The sequence below is a fragment of the Aquimarina sp. 433 genome (assembly GCF_054054605.1).
In genome coordinates this window covers 866,322-891,268 of record NZ_JBSWZK010000001.1, presented here as the reverse complement: position 1 = coordinate 891,268, position 24,947 = coordinate 866,322, and the positions used below count along the sequence as shown (strand labels likewise).

The 24,947-nt window shown below is 31.7% G+C and carries 26 protein-coding genes; 14 read left to right on the top strand and 12 right to left on the bottom strand.

The features are described from left to right. Positions 1-163: 163 nt before the first annotated feature. The 4 genes from ACWNT5_RS03870 to ACWNT5_RS03855 form a co-directional block, all read right to left on the bottom strand. Complete coding sequence (locus ACWNT5_RS03870) at positions 164-1,804, bottom strand: FAD-dependent oxidoreductase (RefSeq protein ID WP_456516649.1); 1,641 nt, start codon at positions 1,802-1,804, stop codon at positions 164-166. 86 nt (positions 1,805-1,890) lie between these two features. Continuing rightward, complete coding sequence (locus tag ACWNT5_RS03865) at positions 1,891-2,097, bottom strand: (4Fe-4S)-binding protein (RefSeq protein WP_343910993.1); 207 nt, start codon at positions 2,095-2,097, stop codon at positions 1,891-1,893. A 2-nt stretch (positions 2,098-2,099) separates the two neighbouring features. Beyond that, the gene (locus ACWNT5_RS03860; protein ID WP_456516648.1) at positions 2,100-2,384 is read right to left on the bottom strand and encodes a GNAT family N-acetyltransferase; all 285 of its coding nucleotides are present in this window, start codon (positions 2,382-2,384) and stop codon (positions 2,100-2,102) included. Between the two features lie 167 nt (positions 2,385-2,551). Continuing rightward, positions 2,552-3,445, bottom strand: a complete 894-nt coding sequence (locus ACWNT5_RS03855; RefSeq protein WP_299604624.1) for a YihY/virulence factor BrkB family protein — start codon at positions 3,443-3,445, stop codon at positions 2,552-2,554. Positions 3,446-3,720: 275 nt separating this feature from the next. On the opposite strand from ACWNT5_RS03855, the gene ACWNT5_RS03850 reads away from it, so the two are divergent. Genes ACWNT5_RS03850 through ACWNT5_RS03825 form a run of 6 tightly spaced genes read left to right on the top strand, consistent with a single transcriptional unit; the run spans position 3,721 to position 12,567 of the window. Continuing rightward, on the top strand, positions 3,721-4,299 hold the full coding sequence (locus ACWNT5_RS03850; RefSeq protein WP_299894184.1) for a hypothetical protein: 579 nt from the start codon (positions 3,721-3,723) through the stop codon (positions 4,297-4,299). 33 nt (positions 4,300-4,332) lie between these two features. After that, entirely contained in the window at positions 4,333-5,556 is a 1,224-nt protein-coding gene (locus tag ACWNT5_RS03845; protein ID WP_456516647.1) for a Pycsar system effector family protein, read from the top strand. 6 nt (positions 5,557-5,562) lie between these two features. After that, positions 5,563-7,092, top strand: a complete 1,530-nt coding sequence (locus tag ACWNT5_RS03840; RefSeq protein ID WP_456516646.1) for a GH3 family domain-containing protein — start codon at positions 5,563-5,565, stop codon at positions 7,090-7,092. A 10-nt stretch (positions 7,093-7,102) separates the two neighbouring features. After that, the gene (locus tag ACWNT5_RS03835; RefSeq protein ID WP_456516645.1) at positions 7,103-10,825 is read left to right on the top strand and encodes a metallophosphoesterase; all 3,723 of its coding nucleotides are present in this window, start codon (positions 7,103-7,105) and stop codon (positions 10,823-10,825) included. Positions 10,826-10,842: 17 nt separating this feature from the next. Then, positions 10,843-11,646: a phosphatase PAP2 family protein gene (locus ACWNT5_RS03830; protein WP_343911008.1), complete on the top strand. Its 804-nt coding sequence runs from the start codon at positions 10,843-10,845 to the stop codon at positions 11,644-11,646. 33 nt (positions 11,647-11,679) lie between these two features. Next, entirely contained in the window at positions 11,680-12,567 is an 888-nt protein-coding gene (locus tag ACWNT5_RS03825; RefSeq protein WP_456516644.1) for a DUF6268 family outer membrane beta-barrel protein, read from the top strand. An 8-nt stretch (positions 12,568-12,575) separates the two neighbouring features. Here ACWNT5_RS03825 and cls read toward each other — a convergent pair whose 3' ends face one another. From cls to ACWNT5_RS03810, 3 genes are all read right to left on the bottom strand, one after another. Continuing rightward, positions 12,576-13,997, bottom strand: a complete 1,422-nt coding sequence (gene cls, locus ACWNT5_RS03820) for a cardiolipin synthase (protein WP_456516643.1) — start codon at positions 13,995-13,997, stop codon at positions 12,576-12,578. A 443-nt stretch (positions 13,998-14,440) separates the two neighbouring features. Beyond that, positions 14,441-14,623: a hypothetical protein gene (locus tag ACWNT5_RS03815; RefSeq protein WP_299604604.1), complete on the bottom strand. Its 183-nt coding sequence runs from the start codon at positions 14,621-14,623 to the stop codon at positions 14,441-14,443. Positions 14,624-14,650: 27 nt separating this feature from the next. Beyond that, positions 14,651-14,815 carry a DUF1328 family protein gene (locus ACWNT5_RS03810; RefSeq protein ID WP_299604601.1) on the bottom strand — a complete coding sequence of 55 codons (165 nt, stop codon included), beginning with the start codon at positions 14,813-14,815 and terminating at the stop codon, positions 14,651-14,653. 199 nt (positions 14,816-15,014) lie between these two features. Here ACWNT5_RS03810 and ACWNT5_RS03805 point away from each other — a divergent pair, with 199 nt between their 5' ends. The 3 genes from ACWNT5_RS03805 to ACWNT5_RS03795 all read left to right on the top strand — a co-directional run bounded on the left by ACWNT5_RS03805 (position 15,015) and on the right by ACWNT5_RS03795 (position 17,714). Continuing rightward, complete coding sequence (locus ACWNT5_RS03805) at positions 15,015-16,058, top strand: helix-turn-helix domain-containing protein (protein WP_456516642.1); 1,044 nt, start codon at positions 15,015-15,017, stop codon at positions 16,056-16,058. A 180-nt stretch (positions 16,059-16,238) separates the two neighbouring features. Further along, positions 16,239-17,258, top strand: coding sequence for a helix-turn-helix domain-containing protein (locus ACWNT5_RS03800; protein WP_456516641.1), 1,020 nt, complete (start codon positions 16,239-16,241; stop codon positions 17,256-17,258). 114 nt (positions 17,259-17,372) lie between these two features. After that, positions 17,373-17,714 carry a hypothetical protein gene (locus ACWNT5_RS03795; protein ID WP_299894198.1) on the top strand — a complete coding sequence of 114 codons (342 nt, stop codon included), beginning with the start codon at positions 17,373-17,375 and terminating at the stop codon, positions 17,712-17,714. Here ACWNT5_RS03795 and ACWNT5_RS03790 read toward each other — a convergent pair. Beyond that, the gene (locus tag ACWNT5_RS03790; RefSeq protein ID WP_456516640.1) at positions 17,704-18,405 is read right to left on the bottom strand and encodes an SOS response-associated peptidase family protein; all 702 of its coding nucleotides are present in this window, start codon (positions 18,403-18,405) and stop codon (positions 17,704-17,706) included. The genes ACWNT5_RS03795 and ACWNT5_RS03790 overlap by 11 nt on opposite strands. A 256-nt stretch (positions 18,406-18,661) precedes the next feature. On the opposite strand from ACWNT5_RS03790, the gene ACWNT5_RS03785 reads away from it, so the two are divergent. Next, complete coding sequence (locus ACWNT5_RS03785; protein ID WP_299894210.1) at positions 18,662-19,666, top strand: helix-turn-helix transcriptional regulator; 1,005 nt, start codon at positions 18,662-18,664, stop codon at positions 19,664-19,666. A gap of 150 nt (positions 19,667-19,816) precedes the next feature. Here ACWNT5_RS03785 and ACWNT5_RS03780 read toward each other — a convergent pair whose 3' ends face one another. Further along, positions 19,817-20,266: a ferritin-like domain-containing protein gene (locus ACWNT5_RS03780; RefSeq protein ID WP_299604584.1), complete on the bottom strand. Its 450-nt coding sequence runs from the start codon at positions 20,264-20,266 to the stop codon at positions 19,817-19,819. Between the two features lie 380 nt (positions 20,267-20,646). Between ACWNT5_RS03780 and ACWNT5_RS03775 the strand changes: the two genes are divergently transcribed. The 4 genes from ACWNT5_RS03775 to ACWNT5_RS03760 are packed head-to-tail and all read left to right on the top strand — an operon-like array spanning position 20,647 to position 21,784. After that, the gene (locus ACWNT5_RS03775) at positions 20,647-20,859 is read left to right on the top strand and encodes a hypervirulence associated TUDOR domain-containing protein (RefSeq protein ID WP_299894212.1); all 213 of its coding nucleotides are present in this window, start codon (positions 20,647-20,649) and stop codon (positions 20,857-20,859) included. Positions 20,860-20,883: 24 nt separating this feature from the next. Next, positions 20,884-21,096, top strand: a complete 213-nt coding sequence (locus ACWNT5_RS03770) for a hypothetical protein (RefSeq protein WP_456516639.1) — start codon at positions 20,884-20,886, stop codon at positions 21,094-21,096. A gap of 30 nt (positions 21,097-21,126) precedes the next feature. Further along, entirely contained in the window at positions 21,127-21,279 is a 153-nt protein-coding gene (locus ACWNT5_RS03765; RefSeq protein ID WP_299604576.1) for a YqaE/Pmp3 family membrane protein, read from the top strand. A 10-nt stretch (positions 21,280-21,289) separates the two neighbouring features. After that, positions 21,290-21,784 carry a hypothetical protein gene (locus ACWNT5_RS03760; protein WP_299604574.1) on the top strand — a complete coding sequence of 165 codons (495 nt, stop codon included), beginning with the start codon at positions 21,290-21,292 and terminating at the stop codon, positions 21,782-21,784. An 18-nt stretch (positions 21,785-21,802) separates the two neighbouring features. Here the strand turns inward: ACWNT5_RS03760 and ACWNT5_RS03755 are convergent, their stop codons facing one another. From ACWNT5_RS03755 to ACWNT5_RS03745, 3 genes are read right to left on the bottom strand one after another with little or no spacing between them, the layout of a single operon-like run. Then, positions 21,803-22,834: an AI-2E family transporter gene (locus ACWNT5_RS03755; protein WP_299894218.1), complete on the bottom strand. Its 1,032-nt coding sequence runs from the start codon at positions 22,832-22,834 to the stop codon at positions 21,803-21,805. Between the two features lie 24 nt (positions 22,835-22,858). Continuing rightward, positions 22,859-23,755, bottom strand: coding sequence for a mechanosensitive ion channel family protein (locus tag ACWNT5_RS03750; RefSeq protein WP_456516638.1), 897 nt, complete (start codon positions 23,753-23,755; stop codon positions 22,859-22,861). 5 nt (positions 23,756-23,760) lie between these two features. Next, positions 23,761-24,870: a DNA topoisomerase IB gene (locus ACWNT5_RS03745; protein ID WP_299604567.1), complete on the bottom strand. Its 1,110-nt coding sequence runs from the start codon at positions 24,868-24,870 to the stop codon at positions 23,761-23,763. Between the last annotated feature and the right edge of the window lie 77 nt (positions 24,871-24,947).

The window sequence follows — 24,947 nt, the reverse complement described above, 5'->3', positions numbered from 1 at the left end:
AAATTTTAGAATAGAGAGAAAAAAGAGTTTGTAAAAGATGAAAACCTATTTAAAAACAAAAAAGTCTATTAGTATTTTCCAAGTTGTAGTTTTGTTTGTTATTTTCTAATTAAAATTTATTAATGAGTTCTAAATATTAAAAAGAAGATGTTGAAAGTAATTTCTAATCAATAGTCTTTCTTTCTTCTAGATATCGGTGTATTTGACTAATAGCCATAGAACCTTCTCCAACAGCTGAAGCAACTCTTTTTACGGAACCCTTTCGAACATCACCGACCGCAAAAAAACCTGGTACACTTGTTTCCAAGGATTGTGGTTTTCTTTGTTCAAAAATCGCACACTTAGTCAAAGCGTTTTCAGTAACATCTGATCCCGTATAAATAAAACCTTTTGAATCGGTTGCAATTACTTCTCCAAGCCATTCCGTGCAAGGTTTTGCTCCTATAAAAGTAAAAAGATTAGAAATGGATATAGTTTCCTTTTTACCATTAGTTTGCAGCGTAACGGATTCTAAATGATGTGTTCCATATAAGTCAACTACATTGGTTTCCTTATGCAGTATGATATTAGGCTCTGTAATTATTCTTTGTACTAAATAGTCGCTCATTTTCGCTCCAATATTAGTGCCGCGAATTATGATATGAACTTCCTTTGCATGTTCAGCTAGAAAAAGAGCAGCTTGTCCAGCAGAATTACCTCCACCAACAACACCTACTATTTCATTTTTGCAAGAAGAGGCGTTCATCACTGTTGCAGAATAGAAAACTCCGCTGCCTTCAAACTTTTCAATAGTCTCTATAGGTAATTGTCGGTATTGTGCTCCTGTGGCTGCTATTACTGCTTTAGCTTTTATCGTCTTTCCATTGGTAGCACAAATAGTAAAGTAATTTTGATTGTATTCTAATGTCTTAGCTCGATGTGGAATAGAAATATTACATCCAAATTTTTGAGCCTGAATATAAGCCTTATTGGCTAGATCATTTCCTGAGATGCCTGTTGGAAATCCTAGATAATTTTCAATTTTTGAACTTTTTCCGGCTTGTCCTCCTGGTGCATTACTGTCTATAGTTACTACGCTTAATCCTTCAGAAGCAGCATATACACTTGCGGCTAGTCCAGATGGGCCTGCTCCAACGATTAAGACATCATAAAGCTCGTCTCCAAAGTCCATTAAAACACCTGCTTGCTTGGCAAGTTCTGGAATACTTGGTTTTCTGCAAATCTCTCCGGCAGGGTTTAATAGTATTGGTAATTCATTTTCTTTAACACCAAAGCTTTCTAATAACTGCTGCGCTTCTTCAGAAGTATCTATATTTAAAAAAGTATGCCAGATGTGGTTTTTTTCCATAAAATCACGAAGTGCATATGTTTCTTTAGAAGATAACGAACCAATTAATTTTATCCCTCCTTCGAATTCGTGTAACATTGTTTCCTGCCTTTGAACAAAAGCACTTAAAAGAATATCGCTAATATCGCTATGAGTTGAGATTACGTTACGAAGTTTATCGGCTTTTACACGTAATAAGGTAGAACCTTTTGAAGCATATCCATTGAATTGTGCTTTTCTATCAGACAGCATGCTATTATCTCCAGTAAATTCATTAATACTGTGAGTAACTATGATCTTTTCTGCTCCGCTTTCATCCTTTATATATACCTCTCCCTTAATAACAATGAAAAAATCATAATCCTTATCTCCAACGTTAAATATTGGTGTTTCGGTTTCAAAGTCTAGAAAGGTTCCATATTCTTTGAAAATATGAATTTGTTTTTGAGTTAATACAGGAAATCGTGAGTCGGTCATAAGCTGAGGTAAGTTTTTTAAGTTTTTTTTATTGTATAATCATCAAGTTATTATATGCTGAAGACAAATGTCTAATAACTAATTTACTACTTGAAGGTTAATGCTCCCGATGGGCAAGCATTAATCTGATCTTTTAGTGCTTCTATTGATGCGTTTTCCGGTTTAATCCAAGGTCTATCCTTGGGATTATAAACCTTAGGTAAAGTTTTAACACAAATGCCCGAATGGATACATTTTTTAGGTTTCCATACGACTGTAAAATCACCTTTCTTATATTCTTTTATTTTTTCCATAGTTAAGGTTTTAATACATCCTTGATATCATCGAGTTTTTTAAACATAGCGTTAGCAAAGGGACATAAAGGAAGGATCTTTATATTTTTTTTTCTTGCCATTTCTACAATTTTATAAAGCAATTGCTTACCAACACCTTTACCATTATATTCTGGTTCTACCTCTGTATGATCGATAATTATGAAATCACTTCCTGGATCAGAATAGGTCATTATCCCTGCTTTTTTATCATTGTCTCGAGCAATAGCAAATCCCTTATTTTCACGTTCTTTGATTTGTATTTCCATTTGTTAGATTTTAAGATTCATATGGCATGTCTTGTGTATCTAAAAGTAACTCTTTTAATTAAAAGTTTTTTTGAGAAGATTCTTAAAATACTCACAAGAATCATCAGATTTTGAATTTTCTTCAAATTGCACTTTAGATATTCTTATGTTCAGACTATTCGGATATGCTACGAGATTCTTTCCGCGTAAGAAGCGGGTTCAATTCCAGAGCCATATCGCGATGATAAAACTTTAGTAAATTCTGCACCAAAAAATAGTATTAAACTAGAATAGGAAACCCATAATAAAATTAAAATTACAGATCCAGCTGCACCAAAAGCAGATTGTGGGTTTACAGTTCCAAAATATATTCCTAATGCATACTTACCAATACTAAATAGCAATGTAGTTATGAATGCACCTAACCAAACATCTTTCCATTGTATCTTAACATCAGGTAAAACCTTAAATATCAATGCAAATAATACAGTAGTTAGTATAAAAGATAAAATGAAATTAATAAACTGGATAATGTAAATAATAAAGTTGGGAAAATGTTCTCCTATCCAGTCAGTAGTTGCGGTAATCAAAGCGGTAAGTACTAAAGATGTTAGAAGAAGAAAACCTATTACGAGAATTAAACCTAAAGAAAAGACACGATCTTTAATCATTTTTAGAAGCTCATTTTTTGGTTTAGGTTTTACTTTCCATATCGTGTTTAGTGACTTTTGTAAGGCAATAAACATACCCGTTGCTCCATATAATAAGGTGATAATTCCGATAATTATTACTAACGAGGTCTGTTCTATATCAATTGCATTTTGTAACATACTTTCTATAGTGCTCGCAGCGTCTCTGCCGAGAACTTCTGATATCTCTTTAATAATTTTGTTTTTAATTTGTTGCTTTTCATAAAAAATACCTGTCGTTTGAATGATGATGATAAGCAATGCTGGAAAAGAAAATAATGCATAATAGCTTACTGCAGCACTCATTTGAAAAGGTTCATTTGCATTCCAATTTTTAAAAGTTGTAATCAACGTTTTAAGAAATGACTGGATATGTTTAAATATTTTACTCACAATTTTTATAATTTATAAATCAAGAAGGTATAGCCCTTATGTAGATGAAAAAGGCTAACCTTATTTTTTTGCTTCGATAGTAAATATATTATTTGCCAAAGAATAATAATGCCTCAATCTCTATAAATATTAGCGCTTTAAGCGAAAGAGTTACCCTTTCTATCATATGCATCAAACTCTGGATCAAATCTGATATATCTTGCCATTATTCAAATTCGAATGTTATAAAAAGAATTAAAAAATATATCCTGCACCTAGTAGTGACATTAATACCAATGATGATTTTTTCACAAGAGATAATACATAAAAATAACAAGATATTACCAGGCAATCTAAAGAATGAAATTCTTAAAGCGCTTTCGTATTATCCAGAGTTAAAAGAAGTGGCTATAGAGTTTAAAATACAGCCATCTCTTAATAAATCATTTATGAAGGCTCAACCAAAGTTGAGTTCATTTTTTCGATCTAAAAAAAACAGAAAATATGTAATACTAATTAGTAATTCATTTAGCCTAGATGAATTGGTATTAAAAATCGAAGATATTCCTTCTGAGGTTTTGATTGGTTGGTTTGGTCACGAACTAGGGCATATAATTGATTATCAACAGAGAAGTTCAATAAACTTAGTGTGGTACGGCATTAGATATTTGTTGTCTCAAAATTACATACGAGAGGCTGAAAAAGCAGCTGATGTATATGCTTTAACCCATAATATGCAGCATTACATCCTACAGACCAAAAGATTTATTCTAGATAATGCAAGTTTACCCCAGAAATATAAGGATAGAATAAGAAGATTGTATTTATCACCAGATGAAATTCTTTTGTTGACTAAGGAGTTTGAGCAAAACTAATAGCGTTTACGCATCATCAAGGAATTTACTAACATGGAATCAATACTTAAAAAATCAGAAACATACATTTTTGAGCTCTTTAAAAAGGAGCTTTCACCTAGTTATTTGTATCATAATTATTTGCATACGAAAAGAGTAGTTACAGCTGCTTCAGAAATATTGGAGCATAGCGATATTAAAGAAGAGTTGCACGAAATTGTATTGATTTCTGCTTGGTTTCATGACGCTGGCTATATAAAAGGTTCCAAAAATCACGAAGAAAGAAGTGCTGATCTAGCTAGAGACTTTTTGGAAAAGGAACAGATAAGTTCAGAAAAGATCACTTTGATCACTGACTGCATTCTGGCAACAAGAATTGATCAACAACCTATCAACGAGTGTGAAGAGATTTTAAAAGATGCAGACACTTCTCATTTAGCCAAGAAATATTTTGATAAGGTTAGTAATTTATTGCTTCAGGAATTAAAATTAGAAGGCACTTATGAATATAGTACCGAAGAATGGAGAGAAGAAAATATAAAGTTACTTACACAAGAGCATCGATATTATACAAAATATGCAGTAGAGCATTGGGAACCAGAGAAACACAAGAACTTATTATCAATTCTGAAGAAGAAAAAAAAGAGAATTAGAAAAAGAAATAAAGAAAAGCTAAAAGCAAAATTAAAAGTAAAGTATAAAAATGAAAGCCCTGAAAGAGGCATTCAAACACTATATAGAGTTACCCTTAGAAATCATATAAAGTTAAGTGATATAGCAGATACAAAAGCAAATATTCTTCTTTCTGTAAATGCGATTATTATTTCTCTTGCGTTGGCAAACTTGATTCCTAAGCTAGATGCACCATCTAACCGACATTTAATGATTCCTAGTCTTATACTAATCTTGTTTAGTGTGGCATCCATTATTCTTTCTATAAGATCAACACAACCTAAAGTAACAGGAGGCGAGTTCACAAAAGAACAAGTGAAAAATAGAAAAGTGAACCTTTTGTTTTTTGGGAATTTTTTCAAAATGCCATATGACCGCTACCAAGAGGCTATAGATGAGGTGATTAATGATAAAAAATATGTTTATAAAATGCTCACAAAAGATCTCTACCTATTGGGGATTGTTTTAAAAAAGAAATACAGACTACTGAAGGTAACTTATATAGTATTTACAATCGGAATCATTCTTTCTGTTATCGCATTTATTGTGGCTTTTGCTGATATGAGTTTTGCGGAGCAGGTTGCTAAACCAATAATAACAAAATAGAAGTTTATGGAAATTGTAGGATCATTAATTAAAGGAGCCATTGATTTAAAAGGAGCATTATCAAATGAACCTAATCACATAGAATCCCAGAAAAAAGTACTCATCGATTTATTACGTAAGGCAGAAAAAACAGAATTTGGAGAAAAGTATGATTTTAATTCTCTAGCTAAATCAGAAGAGGTTCAGAAAGATTTTTCTAAAAGAGTTCCTTATAGTGATTATCATCAAATACATAATGATTTTTGGAAAAGAGTGGTAGAAGGAGAAGAGAATGTGACATGGCCGGGAAATCCAGATTATTTCGCATTAAGCTCTGGAACTACTGGTAAAAAAAGTAAGCGAATTCCTGTAACCGAAGATATGATTACTGCAATTCGTAAAGCAGGAATTAAGCAGGTAGAAGCACTTGCAAATTTTGATTTACCACCCGCTTTTTTTGAGAAAGAAATCTTGATGTTAGGAAGTTCCACAGATTTAAAACAGAAAGATGGTCATTTAGAAGGAGAAATTAGTGGAATTAGTGCTAGTAATATTCCTTTCTGGTTCGAAGGGTATTATAAACCAGGGAAAGAAATTGCTAGAATCGATGACTGGGACCAAAGAGTAAAACATATTGTCAAGCATGCAAAAGAATGGGATATAGGAGCACTAAGTGGAATCCCTTCATGGATGGAGTTATTATTGCAGGAAATTATAAGGTATTACAGGCTTAATAACATACACCAAATATGGCCAAATTTACAGGTGTATACTTCTGGAGGAGTAGCTTTTGGACCCTATGAAAAAAGCTTTAATAAATTACTTGCACAACCGATCACTGTTATTGACACTTATTTGGCTTCTGAAGGATTTATAGCTTATCAAGAACGCCCAGAAACGGATGCCATGAAGTTAATCACTGATAATGGTATTTATTTCGAATTTGTGCCGTTTAAACCCGAATATATCAATCCAGATGGATCCCTTAAACAGAATGCGCCTTCCATCACAATTAATGAGGTGGAAACAGGACAAGATTATGTGTTAATCATTAGTACGGTTTCTGGAGCATGGAGATATATCATCGGCGATACTATTGAGTTTACAGATATTGACAGAGCTGAAATAAGAATCACAGGAAGAACTAAGTTTTTCTTAAATGTCGTGGGATCTCAGTTATCAGTCAACAAAATGAATACAGCACTTCGGGAACTAGAAGAAAAATTTAATACAGAAATACCCGAATTTACTCTATCCGCAAAAAGAATTGATGGCGAATTTTATCACTGTTGGTATTTAGGTATGGAGACGGAGATTAATGATCAAGAGTTGGCCGAAGCTTTAGACCAATCTTTAAAAAATAGCAACAAAAACTATAAAGTTGCTAGAAATAAATCTCTCAAAGGAGTCAAAGTTACAACAGTTCCTGTATCCATTTTCTCAGAATGGAGCGGAACTCAAAAGAAAAAAGGAGGACAGGTAAAAATGGAAAGAGTCATGTCTGAAGAGAAATTTTCGGAATGGGAATCCTTTGTCTCAGAAAAAATATCAAAATAGAAATCGTTTTATGAATTTTAAAAATACATGTTATAGTCTTATTCTTTTCATTGTTTGCAGTTGTGCAACATATGAGCCTAAATATCGAGAACCTTTCGATGAATCTGGGGTTTCAGTTACTGAAAAGACAGTAGACAAAACTTTTTATTTAATAGGTGATGCAGGATATGCTAAGCCCAATCAAAGTACCTTAGGATTAACAGCCTTAAAAAAGTACATAGCGGATCATCCACAAGAAGGAGATTACACAATTTTTTTAGGAGACAATATTTATCCAGAAGGAATGCCTGATAAAGAAAGCAAGAAAAGAAAGTTAGCAGAGCATAGACTGGATGCACAGATAGAAGCGGTAAAGAATTTCGGTGGTAAAGTCTATTTTATCCCAGGGAATCATGATTGGTACAACAAAGGGCTTAAAGGATTAAAACGAGAAGAAGATTATATAGAGGATCAATTAGATGATAATAAACTTTTTAAACCAAAGACAGGATGCGCGTTAGAAAGTATTGAGATTAGTGAAAATGTACAATTGATATTATTTGATTCGCAATGGTTTTTAGAAGATTGGGACAAACATCCTACTATAAATGATAACTGTCCAGAAATTAAGACCAGAGAAGCATTGTTCTTGGAAATAGAAAGTGAATTCAAAAAAAATCAGAACAAAACTATTCTGTTTGCCCTACATCATCCTCTTTACACAAACGGAGTCCATGGAGGTAATTTCGCTTTAGAAAAACATCTATTTCCTTCACAAAAGAAAATACCCTTACCAGGGTTAGCATCTTTATCATTGTTGATTAGAACCAGTGGAGGTGTTTCTAGTCAGGATAATTTAAATAAGCAATATAAACAACTGGTTAATCGATTAGAGACTTTAGCAAATGCAACGACTGCGGGAAATATCATATTTGCATCAGGTCATGAACATTCCTTGCAATATATAGAAGAAGGTAGTATAAAACAGATCGTATCAGGATCTGGATCTAAAAACTCATATGCAACACTTAGAAACAATGGATTGTTTGCCTATGGAGCGCAAGGTTTTGCGAAGCTAAATATATACACAGATGGTTCATCAGAAGTGTCATTTTTTGTGAATAAAGAAGGAAAACCAGAATTAGTATATACCAAAGAAATATTTCCTGCCAATAAAAAGTTTGATACTTCTTCTCTTAAACCAATTACATATAATAAAATAAAAGCGTCAGTTTATAATCTGGAAGGGACTAGGCGCACCGAATTTTATAAAGGAATATGGGGAGATCATTATAGAAAATTATATGGGACTAAAATCGAAACACCCGTTGTCCAATTAGACACTCTTTATGGCGGTCTTACAGTAGTTAGAAGAGGTGGAGGTCATCAAACACGATCTTTACGATTGGTGGATAAGCAAGGTAGAGAATATAATATGCGAGCACTTAGAAAAAGTAGTGTGTTGTTTCTACAGTCTACTTTATTTAAAGATAACTACGTAGGTAATTCTCTAAAAAACACGGTTTCAGAAGACATTTTGCAAGATTTCTACACGGCTGCACATCCATTTGCCTTTCTGGCAATTCCAAAATTAGCAGATGCGGTAGGTGTTTTTCACACGAATCCAAAGCTTTATTATATACCCAAACAGGAAGCTTTAAAAGACTATAATAAGAGTTATGGAGACGAATTATATATGATAGAAGAACGTCCTGAAGAAGGTCATAAAGATTTGAAATCTTTTGGAGAACCTGATGATATAGAAAGTACAAATGACCTTTTCGAAAGATTGCGTAGAGATGAAAAATACAAACTCGATGAATCTGCTTACATAAGAGCACGATTATTTGATATGTTGATAGGAGATTGGGACAGGCATGAGGATCAATGGAGATGGTCAGAATACAAACTAGAAAATGGGAACAGACTTTTTAAACCGATCCCGAGAGATCGAGATCAGGTGTTTTCTAATTTCGACGGAGCTTTTTTAGGAACACTTCGTGGTTTACTTGGCTTTGCAAACCAATTTCAGGTGTATGGCGATGATATCAAAGATGAAAAGTGGATGAATATATCCGCTCTTAGAATGGATAGGTCGCTATTGAACAATAGTAGTAAAGACAATTGGGTTCAACAAGCGACATACATAAAGAACAATTTAAGTGATCAAGATATAGAGGAAGCTTTTACTCACCTTCCTATTGAAGTGCAAAATGAAACAACGACTGACATCGTCACTAAATTAAAAGGACGTAGAGATAACTTGGTAAATATAGCAGAGCGCTACTATGAGTACTTGGCAAAATTAGCAATAGTTACAGGAACGGATAAAGATGATTATATAGAAATAGAAAGGCTTCCTAAGGGTAAAACTAAAATTACTATTTCTAGAATCAAAGATGGTGAAAAAGCAGATATTGTTAATGAGAAAATATACAGTAAAGAGTATACGAAGGAAATATGGATTTATGGTTTGGATGATGATGATGTTTTTGAGGTATCAGGAAAACCAGAGAACCCTATTAAAATTAGAATAATAGGAGGTCAAAATAATGATATATATAATATCAAGAAAGGAAGAAAAATTACGGTATATGATCATAAAACAAAACCAAATACAGTTAAGAAAAAAGGTGGTGCATCTTTTAGGTTTACCGATAATTATGAAGTAAATCATTTCAATAAGGATCAACGGATTTTCAATAGTAATTCAATTGTTCCAACTGTTGGATTTAATCCAGATGATGGAGTCAGATTAGGATTATCAAATACATACACTTATAACGGTTTTTTTAGAAATCCGTTCACACGTCAGCATCAAATAAGACTTGGATATTATTTTGCGACACAAAGTTTCGATATTGAATATACTGGAGAATTTGCTGGGCTTTTAGGAGATTATAATGTAGAAATCTCGGGATTGTATTCCAACCCGAATTTTGCTGTCAACTTTTTTGGATTTGGTAATGATAGTCAAAATAATCAGGACGAATTAGATTTCGATTATAATCGTGTTCGATTAAGTCAATATGGAGGCCATATTGGTGTAGTAAAACGAGGAAGATTCGGAAGTTATTTTAATCATCGTATTTCTATAGAAGGTGTTGAGGTCGAACAGACTCCTGACCGATTTATTTCTGAGTCCATTTTTACAGAAGGGAATAGCCGAGTTTTTGATCGGTTATGGTTTGCAGGAGCAGAGACTACATATCGATATGAAAGTTACGATGTGGATGTGAATCCTACTCAGGGAATGAAGTTTGAAGTGAAGGCAGGTGGTAAATTAAATTTAGAAGATTCTGAGAGAGCATACGGTTATATCAAACCTTATTTAGGGTTCTACAATTCGATTATTAGAAGCAGGAAACTAGTACTTAAAACTGCAGTTTTAGGACATTTTAATGTTGGACGAAATTATGAGTTCTATCAATCTGCTCAGATTGGTGGAGAAAATCTACTAAGAGGATATCGAAATCAACGTTTTTCTGGTCAGAGTGCTCTAGCAGGAAATATAGACCTAAGGTACAGTTTCGATCAATTTAAGACGCGTCTTCTTCCATTACAAATTGGAGTATTCGTAGGAACTGGAACGGGTAGAGTGTGGTTAGAAGGTGCAGATATCACAAATACCTGGCATAGTGATTTTGGAGGTGGATTTTGGTTGAATAGTGCAGATGCTATTCAGGGTACTCTAAATTTATTTACAGGTGAAGATGGGTTGAGGTTTTCATTTGGATTCTCATTTAATTTTTAAACAAAAAAATAAATCATATGATAGTTAGAACATTTACATTAATTCTACTTACTGTTTTTTGTACAGTAAATAGTTATTCGCAAAAGGATTCACCCTATGAAACCGACTTATGGGTTGATGGAGCTTGGACAACCTTAGGTGTGGCAGGATCCGTATACGGGTTTACGCTATTGGTTAATAAGGAAGGGATTAATGAGCAAGAGCTTAATGATCTTAGTAGAGATGATATACCTTCTTTTGATAGATGGGCAGCTGGCAATTATTCTGAAAGTATAAATAAAGTAAGTGATATTCCTTTTTATACATCTTTTGCTACTCCATTTTTATTCTTGTTAAATGGAGATACTAGAGGACATGCAGGTCAATTATCAATAATGCTTGTAGAAAGTATGGCTACTACGGGAGCACTTTTTACAATAACTGCAGGTTTAGTAAATAGGCCTAGACCTTTAGTGTATTCTGAAGAAGCTCCTTTATCCGAACGATTATCAAAAGACTCTCAGAGATCCTTTTATAGTGGTCATGCTGCTGCATCAGCAACAGCAACGTTCTTTGCGGCGAAGGTTTTTAGTGATTTTTTCCCTGATTCTAAAGCAAAACCTTTTGTATGGGCTGGAGCTGCAATTATTCCTGCCGCAGTAGGATACTTTAGAATTCAATCTGGGAAACATTTTCTTTCAGATGTAATTCTAGGGTATACAATTGGTGCATTAACGGGAGTGTTAGTTCCAGAATTACATAAAAAAAAGAATAGAAACCTAAAGATAATGCCAAGCATAGGCTTTGGAGAACAAAATCTACGTATCTCGTATCGCTTCTAGAACTATTGTTTAATACTAAACTTTTAAAAATTTATGCATAGACTTTATATCCTTTTCTTTTTATGTTCATTTACGATGTATGGCCAACTTTCTGATTTGGCTAGGATAGAATACACCTATTTTCCGCAAAGAGATAGTGATAATTCTTTTAGAAGATTCAGGACATTTATAAAGTATCCTATCAAATTAAATGATAAGGGTAGCTACCTGATTCCTGGAATTGAATACAGAAATTTTAACTTTAGGTATCGTGATGAAGTAAATTTTGATAAAACAGATTTGGAACGATTCAGCTCGTTTGAAGCAAGTTTAGGATATACTTTTAAATTAAAAAATGATTGGAGATTTGCTGCACAATTGGGAGGAATTGTAGCGTCAAATTTTGAAAATGGAGAAATTGACAAGGATGATATCTTATTTACTGGATCAGTTTTTTTCATAAAAGACCATACAAAAAAAGAGATCCCAAAACCTTGGAGGCTTATTTTAGGGATCCGTTATTCTACCACAGCAGGAAGACCATTTCCACTGCCTTTTATTAACTATTATAGAGAATTTAAACCTGATTGGTCTTTTGTTTTGGGAGTTCCTAAGTCTAATATCAAATATCGATTTAAGAAAAAGAATGCTGTTCAGGCTTTCGCTACCTTGGATGGATTTTTTGCCAATATTCAAAATAATAGAAACTTTAATGATAGTATTACTGCAGAAGAAAAAGTTGCTAATAATATATCAATGACAATTGTATTAGCAGGCTTAGGATATGAACGATTTATTACCAAAAATCTTGTTTTTTACACGTATGGAGGATTTACAATTTTAAATGATATTAGACTTAGAGATGAAGATCAAGAAAATGTATTAACCTTAAACGATCAAAACAGTTTCTATATCCGTGGAGGTTTAAAATTGAAACTCTAAAAATTGTATTACAATAGTGGATTAAAAAATCTAGCAATACCTTCTAATAATTTCATTTTTAGAGGCCTGTTCTTAAAGGATTCATAGTCCAATTGAGTGCTCGTATCACAATCTTCAATAAAATGCTTAGTTAGTTCTCTCGAAACGTTTTCATCATAAATTAGCACATTGGTTTCAAAATTATGTTCAAAACTTCTATGGTCAAAGTTTCCGGATCCTACTGAGGCAATTTTATCATCTATAATAATTAATTTGCTGTGTAAGAAGTCTTCTTTTTGTTGATATACTTCAATCCCAAGGAAAAGCAATTCTTCTAAGAAAGAAAGTACACTGTATTTAGCTAACCAGGAATCTGATTTTCTAGGAATTAATAATTTAATCTTTACACTACTTAATGCTGCTATTCTAAGAGATTCCAGCATAGCACTATTAGGTATAAAGTATGGATTAGAAATATGGATGTACTCTTCGGCTAAATTGATCATTGTGATATACTGCTGCATAATGGATGGATGATCAGAGTCTGGACCACTAGAGACTATCTGGACAGGAACATCATCTACCATTTTTATTTTTGGAAGATAATAATCTGTTAAAAGTAATTCCTTATCACTGGCGAAGTAATAGTCTTTTATAAAAACTCGATGTAAATGATCAACTGCGGGTCCGTTTAGATACAAATGCGTATCATCCCAAATGCCCAAATCAGATTTAGGATTAATGTATTTATCAGAAATATTTACGCCTCCTGTAAAACCAATTTCACCATCAATGATTAGTATTTTTCGATGGTTTCTATAGTTTAAAGTAAACAAAAAGCTACCATAATGCAATGGCATTATAGGGAATATTTTTACACCTATATTTTTAAACTTCGAAATAGTATTTTTTTTCAGAGAATAGCTCCCAATGGCATCGTAGAGGATGCGGACTTCTACATTTTCTTGTATTTTTTCTTTTACTACTTTATATAATTTATCAACTAATTCACCCTCTTCTAAGATGTAATATTGTAGATGAATAAATTTTTTTGCTTTTTCTAGTGCTGTAAAAATGGTATCAAATGTTGTTTGTCCGTCTTGTAGTATGTTAATTTCATTTCCAGAAAGTGTAGTGAAGCCCGAACTTTTTTTCATCAATTGCGATAGTTTGAAGCATGTTTTATCCTCGAATTGGCTTTGGTATTCTTTTATAAGTTCTTGATTAAAACTTTCGTTATAAAGACGCCTTCGTACTGTTTGCTTTAATTTGAAAAATTTAAATTTTCTTCTGTTGATTCCAAAAATAATATAGAGAATAATCCCTATAAAGGGGAAAAGGATAATAATAAGTAACCAACTTAAGGATTTTGTAGGTCTTGAGCCGTACAATATGATATGTAGTGTAGCAAAAAAATTTAGGAGTCCATAAAGACATAGAATATATATCATATTTAATATGTGATCTTGTTGAAAAGCCTTTATACTAATATTAACTTCAAAAATTGAAATTAGTAAAATAAATGTTCAAAAGATAATTTCTTTTTTTAGACTTTAAAAAAGCGAAGAAGGTTCTGGTTTTTAGGAATCTTGTAGTAACAAAATTCATCCCAGTTTTATCTATAATATATATTGAGTTATTAATTGAGATGAATTCAAAGAATGGATATTCAGGAGTATGTTTTTTTGATTAAACTAGAGTTAGGTTAGCACTTTTATAAAGTAAATACACATAAATAAAAATAGCACTATAAAAAAGTTTATAGTGTACTTTACAATTTTTTTTAGTGGAATATTGTTCATGAGTGCGTTTTTAGAATTGGTTATTTTAAAAACAGGCAATTACCATACCCCTAGAATCACCTGTTTTTTTCTTTACAATTAATATTTAAATATTAATTGTCATCAGTAGCATCTTCCACAGCATCTCCAACTTCATCAGCTGCATCTTCTACTGCATCAGTGGTTTCTTCTACTGCATCTTCAATTTTTTCTCCAGTGGTTTTCTTTTCTCTACAACTAGTGAATCCTATAAGTAACAGGCACACTGTTGTTATGGTTATAAATGTTTTTTTCATCATATAATTATTTAAGGTTTGGATTGGTTAGGCTTTGAATCTTTTTCCAAATATTAAGGATACTAAAAAGAGTATTATAAATAGGAAAAATAATATCTTGGCGATACTAGCTGCTCCTGCAGCGATTCCTCCAAATCCAAATATTCCTGCAACTATTGCTAAAATGACAAAAATGACGGTCCAACGTAACATAATGTGTGTTTTTAATGATTTAACTTGCTCTGTGAAGAGTGGTTTGATTTTCAAACCTTAACTGCTGTAAAGGTCTTTAAATCAAGAGGAATTGTTTAACTGTATCACTTTAGATCTTAACTCCTTTACTTTTCGGTCATAGAATTTAAAAGACTTCGTTAAATTAGATTATCTTTATATTATACAACAAATCATCTAAGTGAAAAAAAAGATTTCAGTAAAGGATCAAAAGACTCAAAATATTGTCATAGACATGGCCAATGATTTGGGAGTGGACTATGAACAAATTAACAGAGAATATTGTATACGTATACCAGAAGAATTTGGCTCTGGGTACGTTCGATCTTTTGAATTTGATTTTGGAGTTGGAGTTGTAGAGACAGACTATTTATTAAAAAAAGAATTTCAATTTCATTTACAAAAGGGAGTAGTACACCCTTTAAAATTAATTTTTAATAGAGAATCTAGTATCTTTCATAAGTTTGAAGAAGAAGAGAAATTTCAGGAGATACGAAGGTTAGAAAACATTATTGTAGCGAGTACCCCTTCGAATAATCATATTTTTAAGGTGCCGTCGGGTAATCCAATTTGTATTTTTAGTTTAGAAATTAATAGAAAACTGTTTGAGGAAAAGATAGAATCGTTCCTTCCCGATATGCATGACGATCTCAGAATGCTATTTCGTGACGTGAATGGAATCAATACATTTTACAGTAAAAATAATTATAGTCTAGACATCTCGAAACTTATTTCAGAATTTACAGAGTGCGAGCTTTCTGGTTTTATGCGACAGGTATATTTAGAAGGGAAAGCATATGAAATATTAACATTACTCTTAAAACAGTATTTGGATGATTTAAAAGATCCAGATAAACGCCAAATAATTAGACAAGCTACTATCGAAGCTGTTGAAAATGCAGTAACAATTATAGAAGAAGAAATAGAAGGTATTGGCAATATTGTTAATCTTGCAAAAAGAGTTGGTCTTAATCAAAATACACTTCAGAGTGGTTTTAAAAAATTGTATAACACATCGGTCAATGAGTTTATTAAAAACTTTAGGATCGAAAAAGCTAAAGATTTATTGGAAGAATCGGATCTTAATATAACCGAAATTACCTATAAAGTTGGTATTAATTCTAGAAGTTATTTTTCTAAATTATTTAAGAAGAAGTACGGTGTGACTCCAAAAAATTACTTAGATAAAGTGAGAGGTAATAAAGATGATTCTAAATCTGCATAAACTACTAATGTAGAACAACTTTATTCAGTACATATAGCTTCCAATCCCTTGTTATAACTATTTTTCCTTATGCAAAACTGACCAATAGTGTTAGTATAAGTTTCAAAATTGTTAATCTGTTTAGGCTAAATCTAATTTCTTTGTACAAAAGCTAAATTACAAGTTAGATTGAGTCAAAAAATGCAGAGAATCGAAATACGAAGTATTGATGGTGCGGAAATTTTACAACAACTTAATGAATTCTTAGAGGGTAATATCGTAGAACAGTGGGGAGAGTATGTTCTAGAGTTTGATAATAAATTTGGAAAAGGATCTATAAGAAGTATCGCTTTTGATTGGGGAATTACTTTAGTGGATTACAATGTCAACTTTACCGAGGACACTAAGATTATCTTTAGTGTTGGCAATGCAAGCCCTATAGAGTTTATTTTTATATCCGAGGGTAGTTTAGAGTACCAGAATAGCTCCAGAGAAGGATCATATTCTTTCGAACGTTATCAAAATATTATCATTTCTAGTGAAAAGTTATCTAAAGAGACTTATATTTTTCCAAATAATACTAGTGTAAAAGTAAACTTCATTTACGTATTGCCCAGTAAGTTTATAAAGAAAAGAAATAACAATCTAACTTATTTGAGCAAAGGTTTACTTTCTTTATTCAATCAAGAAGAAAATGTTTTACCGTATAAGCATTTTGGAAATTACAATTTGAAAATTGCAGATCAGATCAAGCAATTGCAGGAAAGTTATGATCATGGAATTGTAAGAACCCTTTCTATAGAGGGTCAGTTAAATTTGATCATGGCTATGCAAATGTTAGAACATTATAATTATGAAAATAATCTGGGACTTCCAGAATCATTGTCCAGATACGATATAAAAAGGATTCATAAATTATCGGGATATATTATGGATAACATTTCAGAACCGTTATCCGTTAGTGCGCTGGCTACACGAGCGGGAATGAGCCCTAAGAAATTACAATTGGGTTTTAAGGTATTGTACTCAAAATCTGTTAACGAGTATATAAGACAATTGAAGCTCGAGATTTCTAGAGATTATATCAAAAATACCAACGATTCTATATCAGAGATCGTTTATAAAATAGGCTTAAAAAGTAGAAGTTATTTTTCTAAAATCTTCTTTGAGCGCTATGGAATTCTACCAACAGAATACAGGAAAAAAGTAAGGAAAGAGTAATAGAAAGAGCTGTTTTTGGAATACTAATACAAATTCTAAATGCTAAAACCTATCTGCTAAAATGTAGTAATTATTACATTTTAAAGGATAGATATTGTCTAAATCTTAATAAATATGACCTTAACACAAAAGGAAAGAACACTAGTAAATCTAAAATTTAAAACTACGTTGCCAATCGAAGAGCTGGAAAAGATCTCTACGGAACGGAAACGTATTTTAAAAAAAACAAAGGGATTGATATCGTTTTTCTGCTATACAAATGATGAAACCAAAACCATTGGAGGTATTTTTATTTTTGAAAGTTTGATCCTTGCAAACCAATACGTCGGAAAATTCTTAACCGATGGCTTAGGCCCAAAATATGGAGTGATTCCCATGACGCTGAAAATAGATATAGGTTCTATTAAAGAAGAAATAATTGGAGAAAATTTTGATATCGAAAATATTAGGGAATAGGAATGTCGTTGTAATAAACTGGGGCTAACATAGATTCAAAAGAAATATCATTTTTAAAAAACTCTTTGGCAATTGGATGTGCTGTTAATTCAGATGATGTTGCATTGTCCAAAAGTTCGTTAGTTTCATTAAGTGTTAATTTTGAATTTAACCATGTTTTGTAGTCTTTGTTGGTAATAATAATTGGCATTGAATTACAAAGATTTTGGATGGTTTGCACAATTCCAGTAGCTTTTGAAGTTACTATACTGCAGGTTATAAACCCATCATCGAGCGTATTATAAATTCCTGCTACTAAAAATGGTTTTCTATTTTTTTGATAAACGTAATACGGGTAAAGATTTCCATTATGTAAATGATATATATAAAAGCCTGTAATGATTATTGCACAATGCCTTATATCAAAAGAATTCTTTATCACTAAATTCGTATGTAGTTCATCTTTATGTACATGAAGGGTGTTGTAAACTTTTTGAAAATCAGACCATTCATCTTGATAGTTACTTGGCAAAAGGCCCCAAATACCAAAAGATATGTTGTTTAAGTTTTCTGAAGTAATAATAGATATCGTTGATTCACTAGTACCGTCAATCACGGATTTTTGGGTATAAAGTTTTGGAAACTTATATTTAATTTTAAATTCAGTTTCTATAGTATCCTTATCTGCTATGTTTGCAATTTTTTTAAACATCTCTTCTTCTTACGATTGCAAGTAAAAAAAATATACAAGACAAAGTTATCTCGTATCATTTAATTAGTAACGCATTTAAATGCTTTTTAGAAATTATTAGTAGTCGTTTATTTTTTTATGCGATAGAGTCAATCAAAAACCCAATAAAGATAAAGAATTGTTTATTTGCGGATTAAATTTGCAAATAGTACAAAATGCTAAACTTCTAAAATTCAACAAGATAAATGTTGTCCATGAATACATGAAAAGTGTAAAAATGAATACTTCAAATATTCCATCAGAGTTAAAAACTCTAAATGAACTTTTTCATGGAAGTGTTCAAACAAAGTATAATATTCATACACTTGTCATTGATTCATCTATAGGGGTTGGTCATATTAGATATACAAACTTACAGAAAGGTCTGTATACGTACGATTTTGATATCAAATTGTTCAAAGATTTGATGTTGCCAATAAATTCTATTACAACTAATTCTATACAATTTTTATATTGTCTGAAAGGATATTATTATCACCGATCGGATGAGTTTATTGAACAATTAAAAATAGAACAATATCATACTGCAGTTGCACACAGTAATAACTTTTCAACTAATAAGATATATATAGAAAAGAATTGTTCATTTATGTTTAATATAATTTGTATTGATAAAAATGAATATTTCGATTACTCAAACCTTCAAAACAACCTTTTTGATAAGAAAATTCAAGATTTATTATTCAATGTAAAGAATACATCAAAGTGTTTTCATCTAGGAAATTATAATTTAAAAATAGCCGAACAACTAAAATTGTTATTTAGTATAGAACATAGTATTGAGTTTTCGGAATTACTTTCTCAAAAGGGGAGATATTATCTTATCCTGGCTAAACATATAGAGCAGTTTTATACAGAAATCGAAAATGAATCAAACACTACTGGTTTACTAAAAAACGAATTAACTTCTATTTCAGCATTAGGGGAATTCATTAGAAATCATCCAGAAATTCAACATAGTATTAAATCATTATGTCTTAAATCTAGTATTTCTCCAGCAAAATTACAAGAAGGGTTTAAATTTATTTATGAAAGAACCGTATCTGATTTTGTACGCAATGTGCGGTTAGAAAAAGCCGCAAAACTTATAAGAAATACAGATTTATCGATTTCAGAAATTGTATACTCCGTTGGGCTCACAAGTAGGAGTTATTTTTGTAAGATATTTAAAAAAAAATATCTCTGTAGTCCAAAAGAATATAAACTAAAAAAAACATCATAATCATTACTCCTCTTAATAATAAAATTCCCTTTTTTAAAATTTTAATACCTTAATTAATCTGTCAATAAATAAAGTCCCCCTTACAAACCTTCATGGGATAAAAGACTTATAAGAGGAACTTTTACAACTAATTAACAGGGAATCGTAGAATTAATTTAGGTCTTCCAATCTCTTTATATTAGATAAGCCGAGTTCTATTTTTTGTTTCTGTTTTGCTAAGATAGTTTGTGTACTTGGCGGTAGTGTAGTTTCTGCAAGAACATCTTCATATTCCTCTACAGAAGCTTTTTCTCCTCTTATGGCTTCTTCTAACATGGATTCTTCATTATTACCAGATACTAAAGATTTAACATCCATCCATGTTCTATGTAAATTTCCTGTTATACTTCCTCCTTTATCTACTTCTTGCCCAAAGGATTTGATTTCACTTTTTAGCTCATGACCGAATTCATAACGCTCTTGAGCTTTTTGATTGAAATAGTTCTTAAGAGACGAATGTTTTACGTTTTCTGCGGCCTTCTTAAAGCCTTTTTCTGCATCATACGTCTTCTCTAATAGATCATTTAATTTACTTCCTACCTTTTCAGAATATGTTTCCATATTTATACTAAATTTTAAGTTATACGGTATGTTGTTTTAGGATGATTACCGATAAATCATCTTATATTTCTAATTTTTCTCTTAGAAAAAATATATCTGATATTAATTTTGAGAAATCCTTTGAGGACAACCAAAATTATTCCTGTTGCAAATCCACATACAAAAATTAAAAGCGCTTCTAATATCATATCATCGGGTTCTTGCCACTAAATTATTTCTGATTTAGGAAAAAGAATGGTTCAAATAGAACAAAAGTTAACTCATATGATTTTTAACTTTTTTTTAAAGTGCAAATAGTTTTAAAGAATTGTTTTGGGTCAATAAAAATTCCGTTTGAATCAAATTATAATTTTTTAAAAAAGGAAATTGTCACCAAAAAAATGATACAAGAAGGAACTATAGTTAAATGGAAATGGGGCAATGGAATGGCTGAAGGTAAAGTAGTGGAAACCTATACTGATAAAATTACCAAAACCATCAAAGGAACTGAAGTTTCACGAAATGGTGAACAAGGAAATAAAGCTCTATATATTAGACAAGAGGATGGAGATCATGTACTAAAAAGTGAAGAAGAAGTTGAGAGAGTAGAATAGTAATTCTATATAAAATTTGAAACCATGATAGAAAAAGGAATGACGGTTAAATGGAATCAAGGAAGTAAAATTTTATCTGGTACTGTAGAAGGAATACATATGTATTCCATCGGACGAGAAGTGAAAAAGAGTATCCTTAATAAATCCAGGAAAGCCCGTCTAGCTTTATTTATTCGTGTTGCTGATGGAACTCATGTTCTTAAAAATGACACACAAGTCTATTTAATCGAAAAATAAAATAATGATAAACCTTATAAAATTAATCGAATGTCTATACTAACAATACTTTTAAATATTTTTTTACCACCCTTAGCAGTTTTTTTAAAGCACGGTCTAGGTACTGCATTTTTAATTAGTTTACTCCTTACAATTATAGGTTGGATTCCAGGAGTGATTCATGCTTTTATTGTTAATCAATAATTAAGTCATTATGGAATATGTTAATGAATTGCAGGATGTTTTAAAATCAATGTTTCTATCAGAACGTAAATATTTTGTAGCATCTCAAAAAGTGCAAAACCCAGAACTTTTACGATTTTTGAATCATCAAAATATCCTTAGAAATGGATACATTAATAAACTGGTAGAAGTTTTTGAACAAAAACAAATAGGACTTAGTGTTTTTGAGGTAGAAAAACGAAAACACGTATTTGATATAGATGACTTGTACGCTGGATTACACATTAAAAAACAAGGGTATTTAGAATTGATGGAAGAATGTTTAGATCACGACCAAAAGTTAATCCAGAAATGCATTAATTGCTTAAATATTAAAAATATACCTTTAGATATCTTGGAGGTTCTAACCAAAATTTCCACATCACTCATATTTTATGGAATCGACGGGAATAAGGTAGCTCAAATATTTAAAAGAAAGTGTTATCATCAAAATTATAACAGAAGTAGGTATAGTAGTCTGATATGATTTCACATGAAATCGTGTTCAAAGCTTATCTTGTCCTCCAGTATCGGATTGGCCATATTCGGATTTATAGATTTGAACAACAATTAGAAAAAGACTAATCAATAAAGGTCCGAAAATTAACCCTATAAATCCAAAAAGTGGTACACCAACTATCACTCCTATTAAAGTGATAATTGGGTGTACATTATCCAGTCTTTTTAATACAAATAAACGAACCAAATTATCAGAAGATCCGACTACTACTAATCCGTATATTAGAATTCCCCATGCCTGAAAAGTTTCTCCGTTAGATAGCATTATCATGAAGATCGGAATAATAGCGATTAGCGTTCCTATAAACGGAATCATAGAACCTACCGTTACAATCACAAACCAAAAAAGAGGATCTGGAATTCCAAAAATAAAAAAGCCAATTAGTGCCACCAATCCTTGGATAATGGCAACCAATGGAATCCCTATGGCATTAGATCGTACCATCTTTTGACTTTCGTCTCCTATAATTTTAAGATTTCCGTCATTGATAGGAATGTATTCAAAAAGAGATTCTCTTAATTTCTTGCGGTTTGTAAGCATATAATACAATAAGAAATACATGATTCCGATAGCTATAAACACATTAAAAGTTCCACCTGCCAAATTTTGAAGGTTTTCGGCAATCCATGAAGAAACATTATCTGGGTCGATTTGAGAACTAATATCGTATCCAATTTGATGTTCCCAGGTATCTAATTGCTTTTTAACGGCGCGTATAAATTTTTCTGAGTTTTCGGTTACATTTCCAATTTTATTGCTCAACATTAAAATAAGTCCAATAATCGGAACTAATATTCCAACAAATGATATTACTAATAATACACCAGCTGCAAGATCTGGATGCCATCCTTTTCTAACGAGAAGGACCATCCATTTTCGTAGTATTACATATATGGTAATTGCTCCAAGTATACCCGATAAATAAGGTAATATTTCTCTAAATATTAGCCCTCCTAATAATAGGATTAGCAAGAGGATAAAAATCTGCCTAATAATATTTGGGCTTATGTTTTTCATAGGTTCAATATAGTGATGTTTCTATTATTTGTTTTTAGATACATCCTTTTCGTTACCAATGGTAAACTCTTTCGGGAAATCTAATGTACGGATTGGGAATGGAATATTAATATCATTTTCGCCATAAGCATCTTTTAATAACATCATAGTTTCGCTTTTTGCTTTAGCTACTTCTAACGCAGAGGTAGAATTAATCCAAAATCGCAACTCATAATTAATAGAGCTATCACCAAATTCTCTCCATAAAAACAAAACATCTTCTTTGTTTTCTACAGCGTCAAAATTATTTACAATAGTATCTATAGTAAGTTTTTTAACAAACCTAAGGTCTGATTCATAGCCTACACCACATTCTAAAATAACTCTGGATTGCGATGTCGTAGAATAGTTTTTAATCGGGTTTTCCACTACTAATTTATTTGGAATGTAAACTAGGTTGTTATCTACTTGTTTTATCGTTATTGCACGCAAATCAATATCTACAACCTCTCCTTCATAATCATTTGTTTCTATCCAATCACCAAACTTTAAATTCTTTATGTAAGAGAGTACAATCCCAGAATATGTATTTGCGAGTGCTCCTTGCAATGCTAAACCTACTGCCAAACCAGCTACTCCAGCACCAGCTAAAATAGTGTTAAGTGCTTTGCTAAGATTAAGTATCCCTAAAATTAAAAAAAGACCAATTGCGATTACCAAAATAGAAATGATTTTGGATATCAAATTCTTCATAGAAGGTCTTAAGTTACTTTTATTAAGAACTCGTAATATTAATTTACTGATATACTTAGAGGCGATCAATGATAATATGAAGACGAATATAGCTATTAAGACATTAGGAAGATTAACTACAATTGTATCCATCCAAGATCCTAATTTTTCAATCATTTTATCCCAGGCGTCTATGAATTTTTTTTCCATTATTGTTATTTTTTTTGTTTTGAAATCGTTTTTATGAAGTTGGGGGTATAATTCCTAATTAAGGAGAGCATATAGTACTCAGAGGTAGAGAAATGGTCTCTAGCAATAGTACATTCATGAATCTTATCGAAATATTGATGGATAGATCCATTTTCATAAGCTGATACTAAAATTGGATGTACATAATGTTTTTTGCATACATTCCTGGAGTTGCCCAGACCCGTTGCAGCCGCATCATAAGCTTTCAGAATATTTTTTTTGACTTGTTTTTCTTTATTAGCAACACCTAAATCTAGGAGCTCTCCAAAAAACAATTTGTTGGCAGACCAAGTCCTAAAATCCTTTGCTGTAAACATGCTTCCAGAAATATCGTGCAAGTAATTATTCACCATGCTGCTGTCTACTGTATGTTTTATTCCTTTTTGGTCATAGAATTTGAATAATTCCCATCCAGGAATTTCTTCACATCGATTTACCAATCGGATTAATTTTTTGTTCCGCAAGGTGATAGAGTGTTTTTTGCCTTTTTTACCTGTAAATTCAAATTTTAACTTATCCTTTTCTATCTGTAGGTGGCGAGATCTCATAGTAGACAATCCATATGTTTTGTTTCGTTTAGCATATTGAGTATTACCGATACGGATATGAGTCTCCTCCATGAGTCTTATAATGAGTGCTAAAACCTTTTGTCGAGACCATTCTTTTAGTTCCAGATCTTTATCTACTTGTTTACGGATTTTAGGAAGTTGTTCTCCAAAATCCGACATTTTGTAGAACTTTGTTTGACTTCTGATTTCTTTCCAAAGTGGATGATAACGGTACTGTTTTCTGTGCTTTTGATCTCTACCAGTAGCTTGTAAATGACCATTTTTTATAGAAGTTATTCGTACATTCTTCCAATTAGGCGGGATTTTAAGGTTTTCAATTCTAAAGAGTTCATTTTTTTCAGATATAAGCTTGCCAGATCTTTTGTATATAAATCTATTCCCGTCCTTATGACGGAAAATATCTAAATCACGGTCGTTTACATACAAAAGATTAAATTTATCAATCACTTGTTCCGGATGCTTTATTAGCTGTTGTATAGAAGAGGTATTTGTAATTACTTCCTGCATAAATGAATACTATAAACTTTGGAATTATTGGTAAAAAGGGTAAGAGCATATTTTTTAAACAAAAAATGACCTCTAAT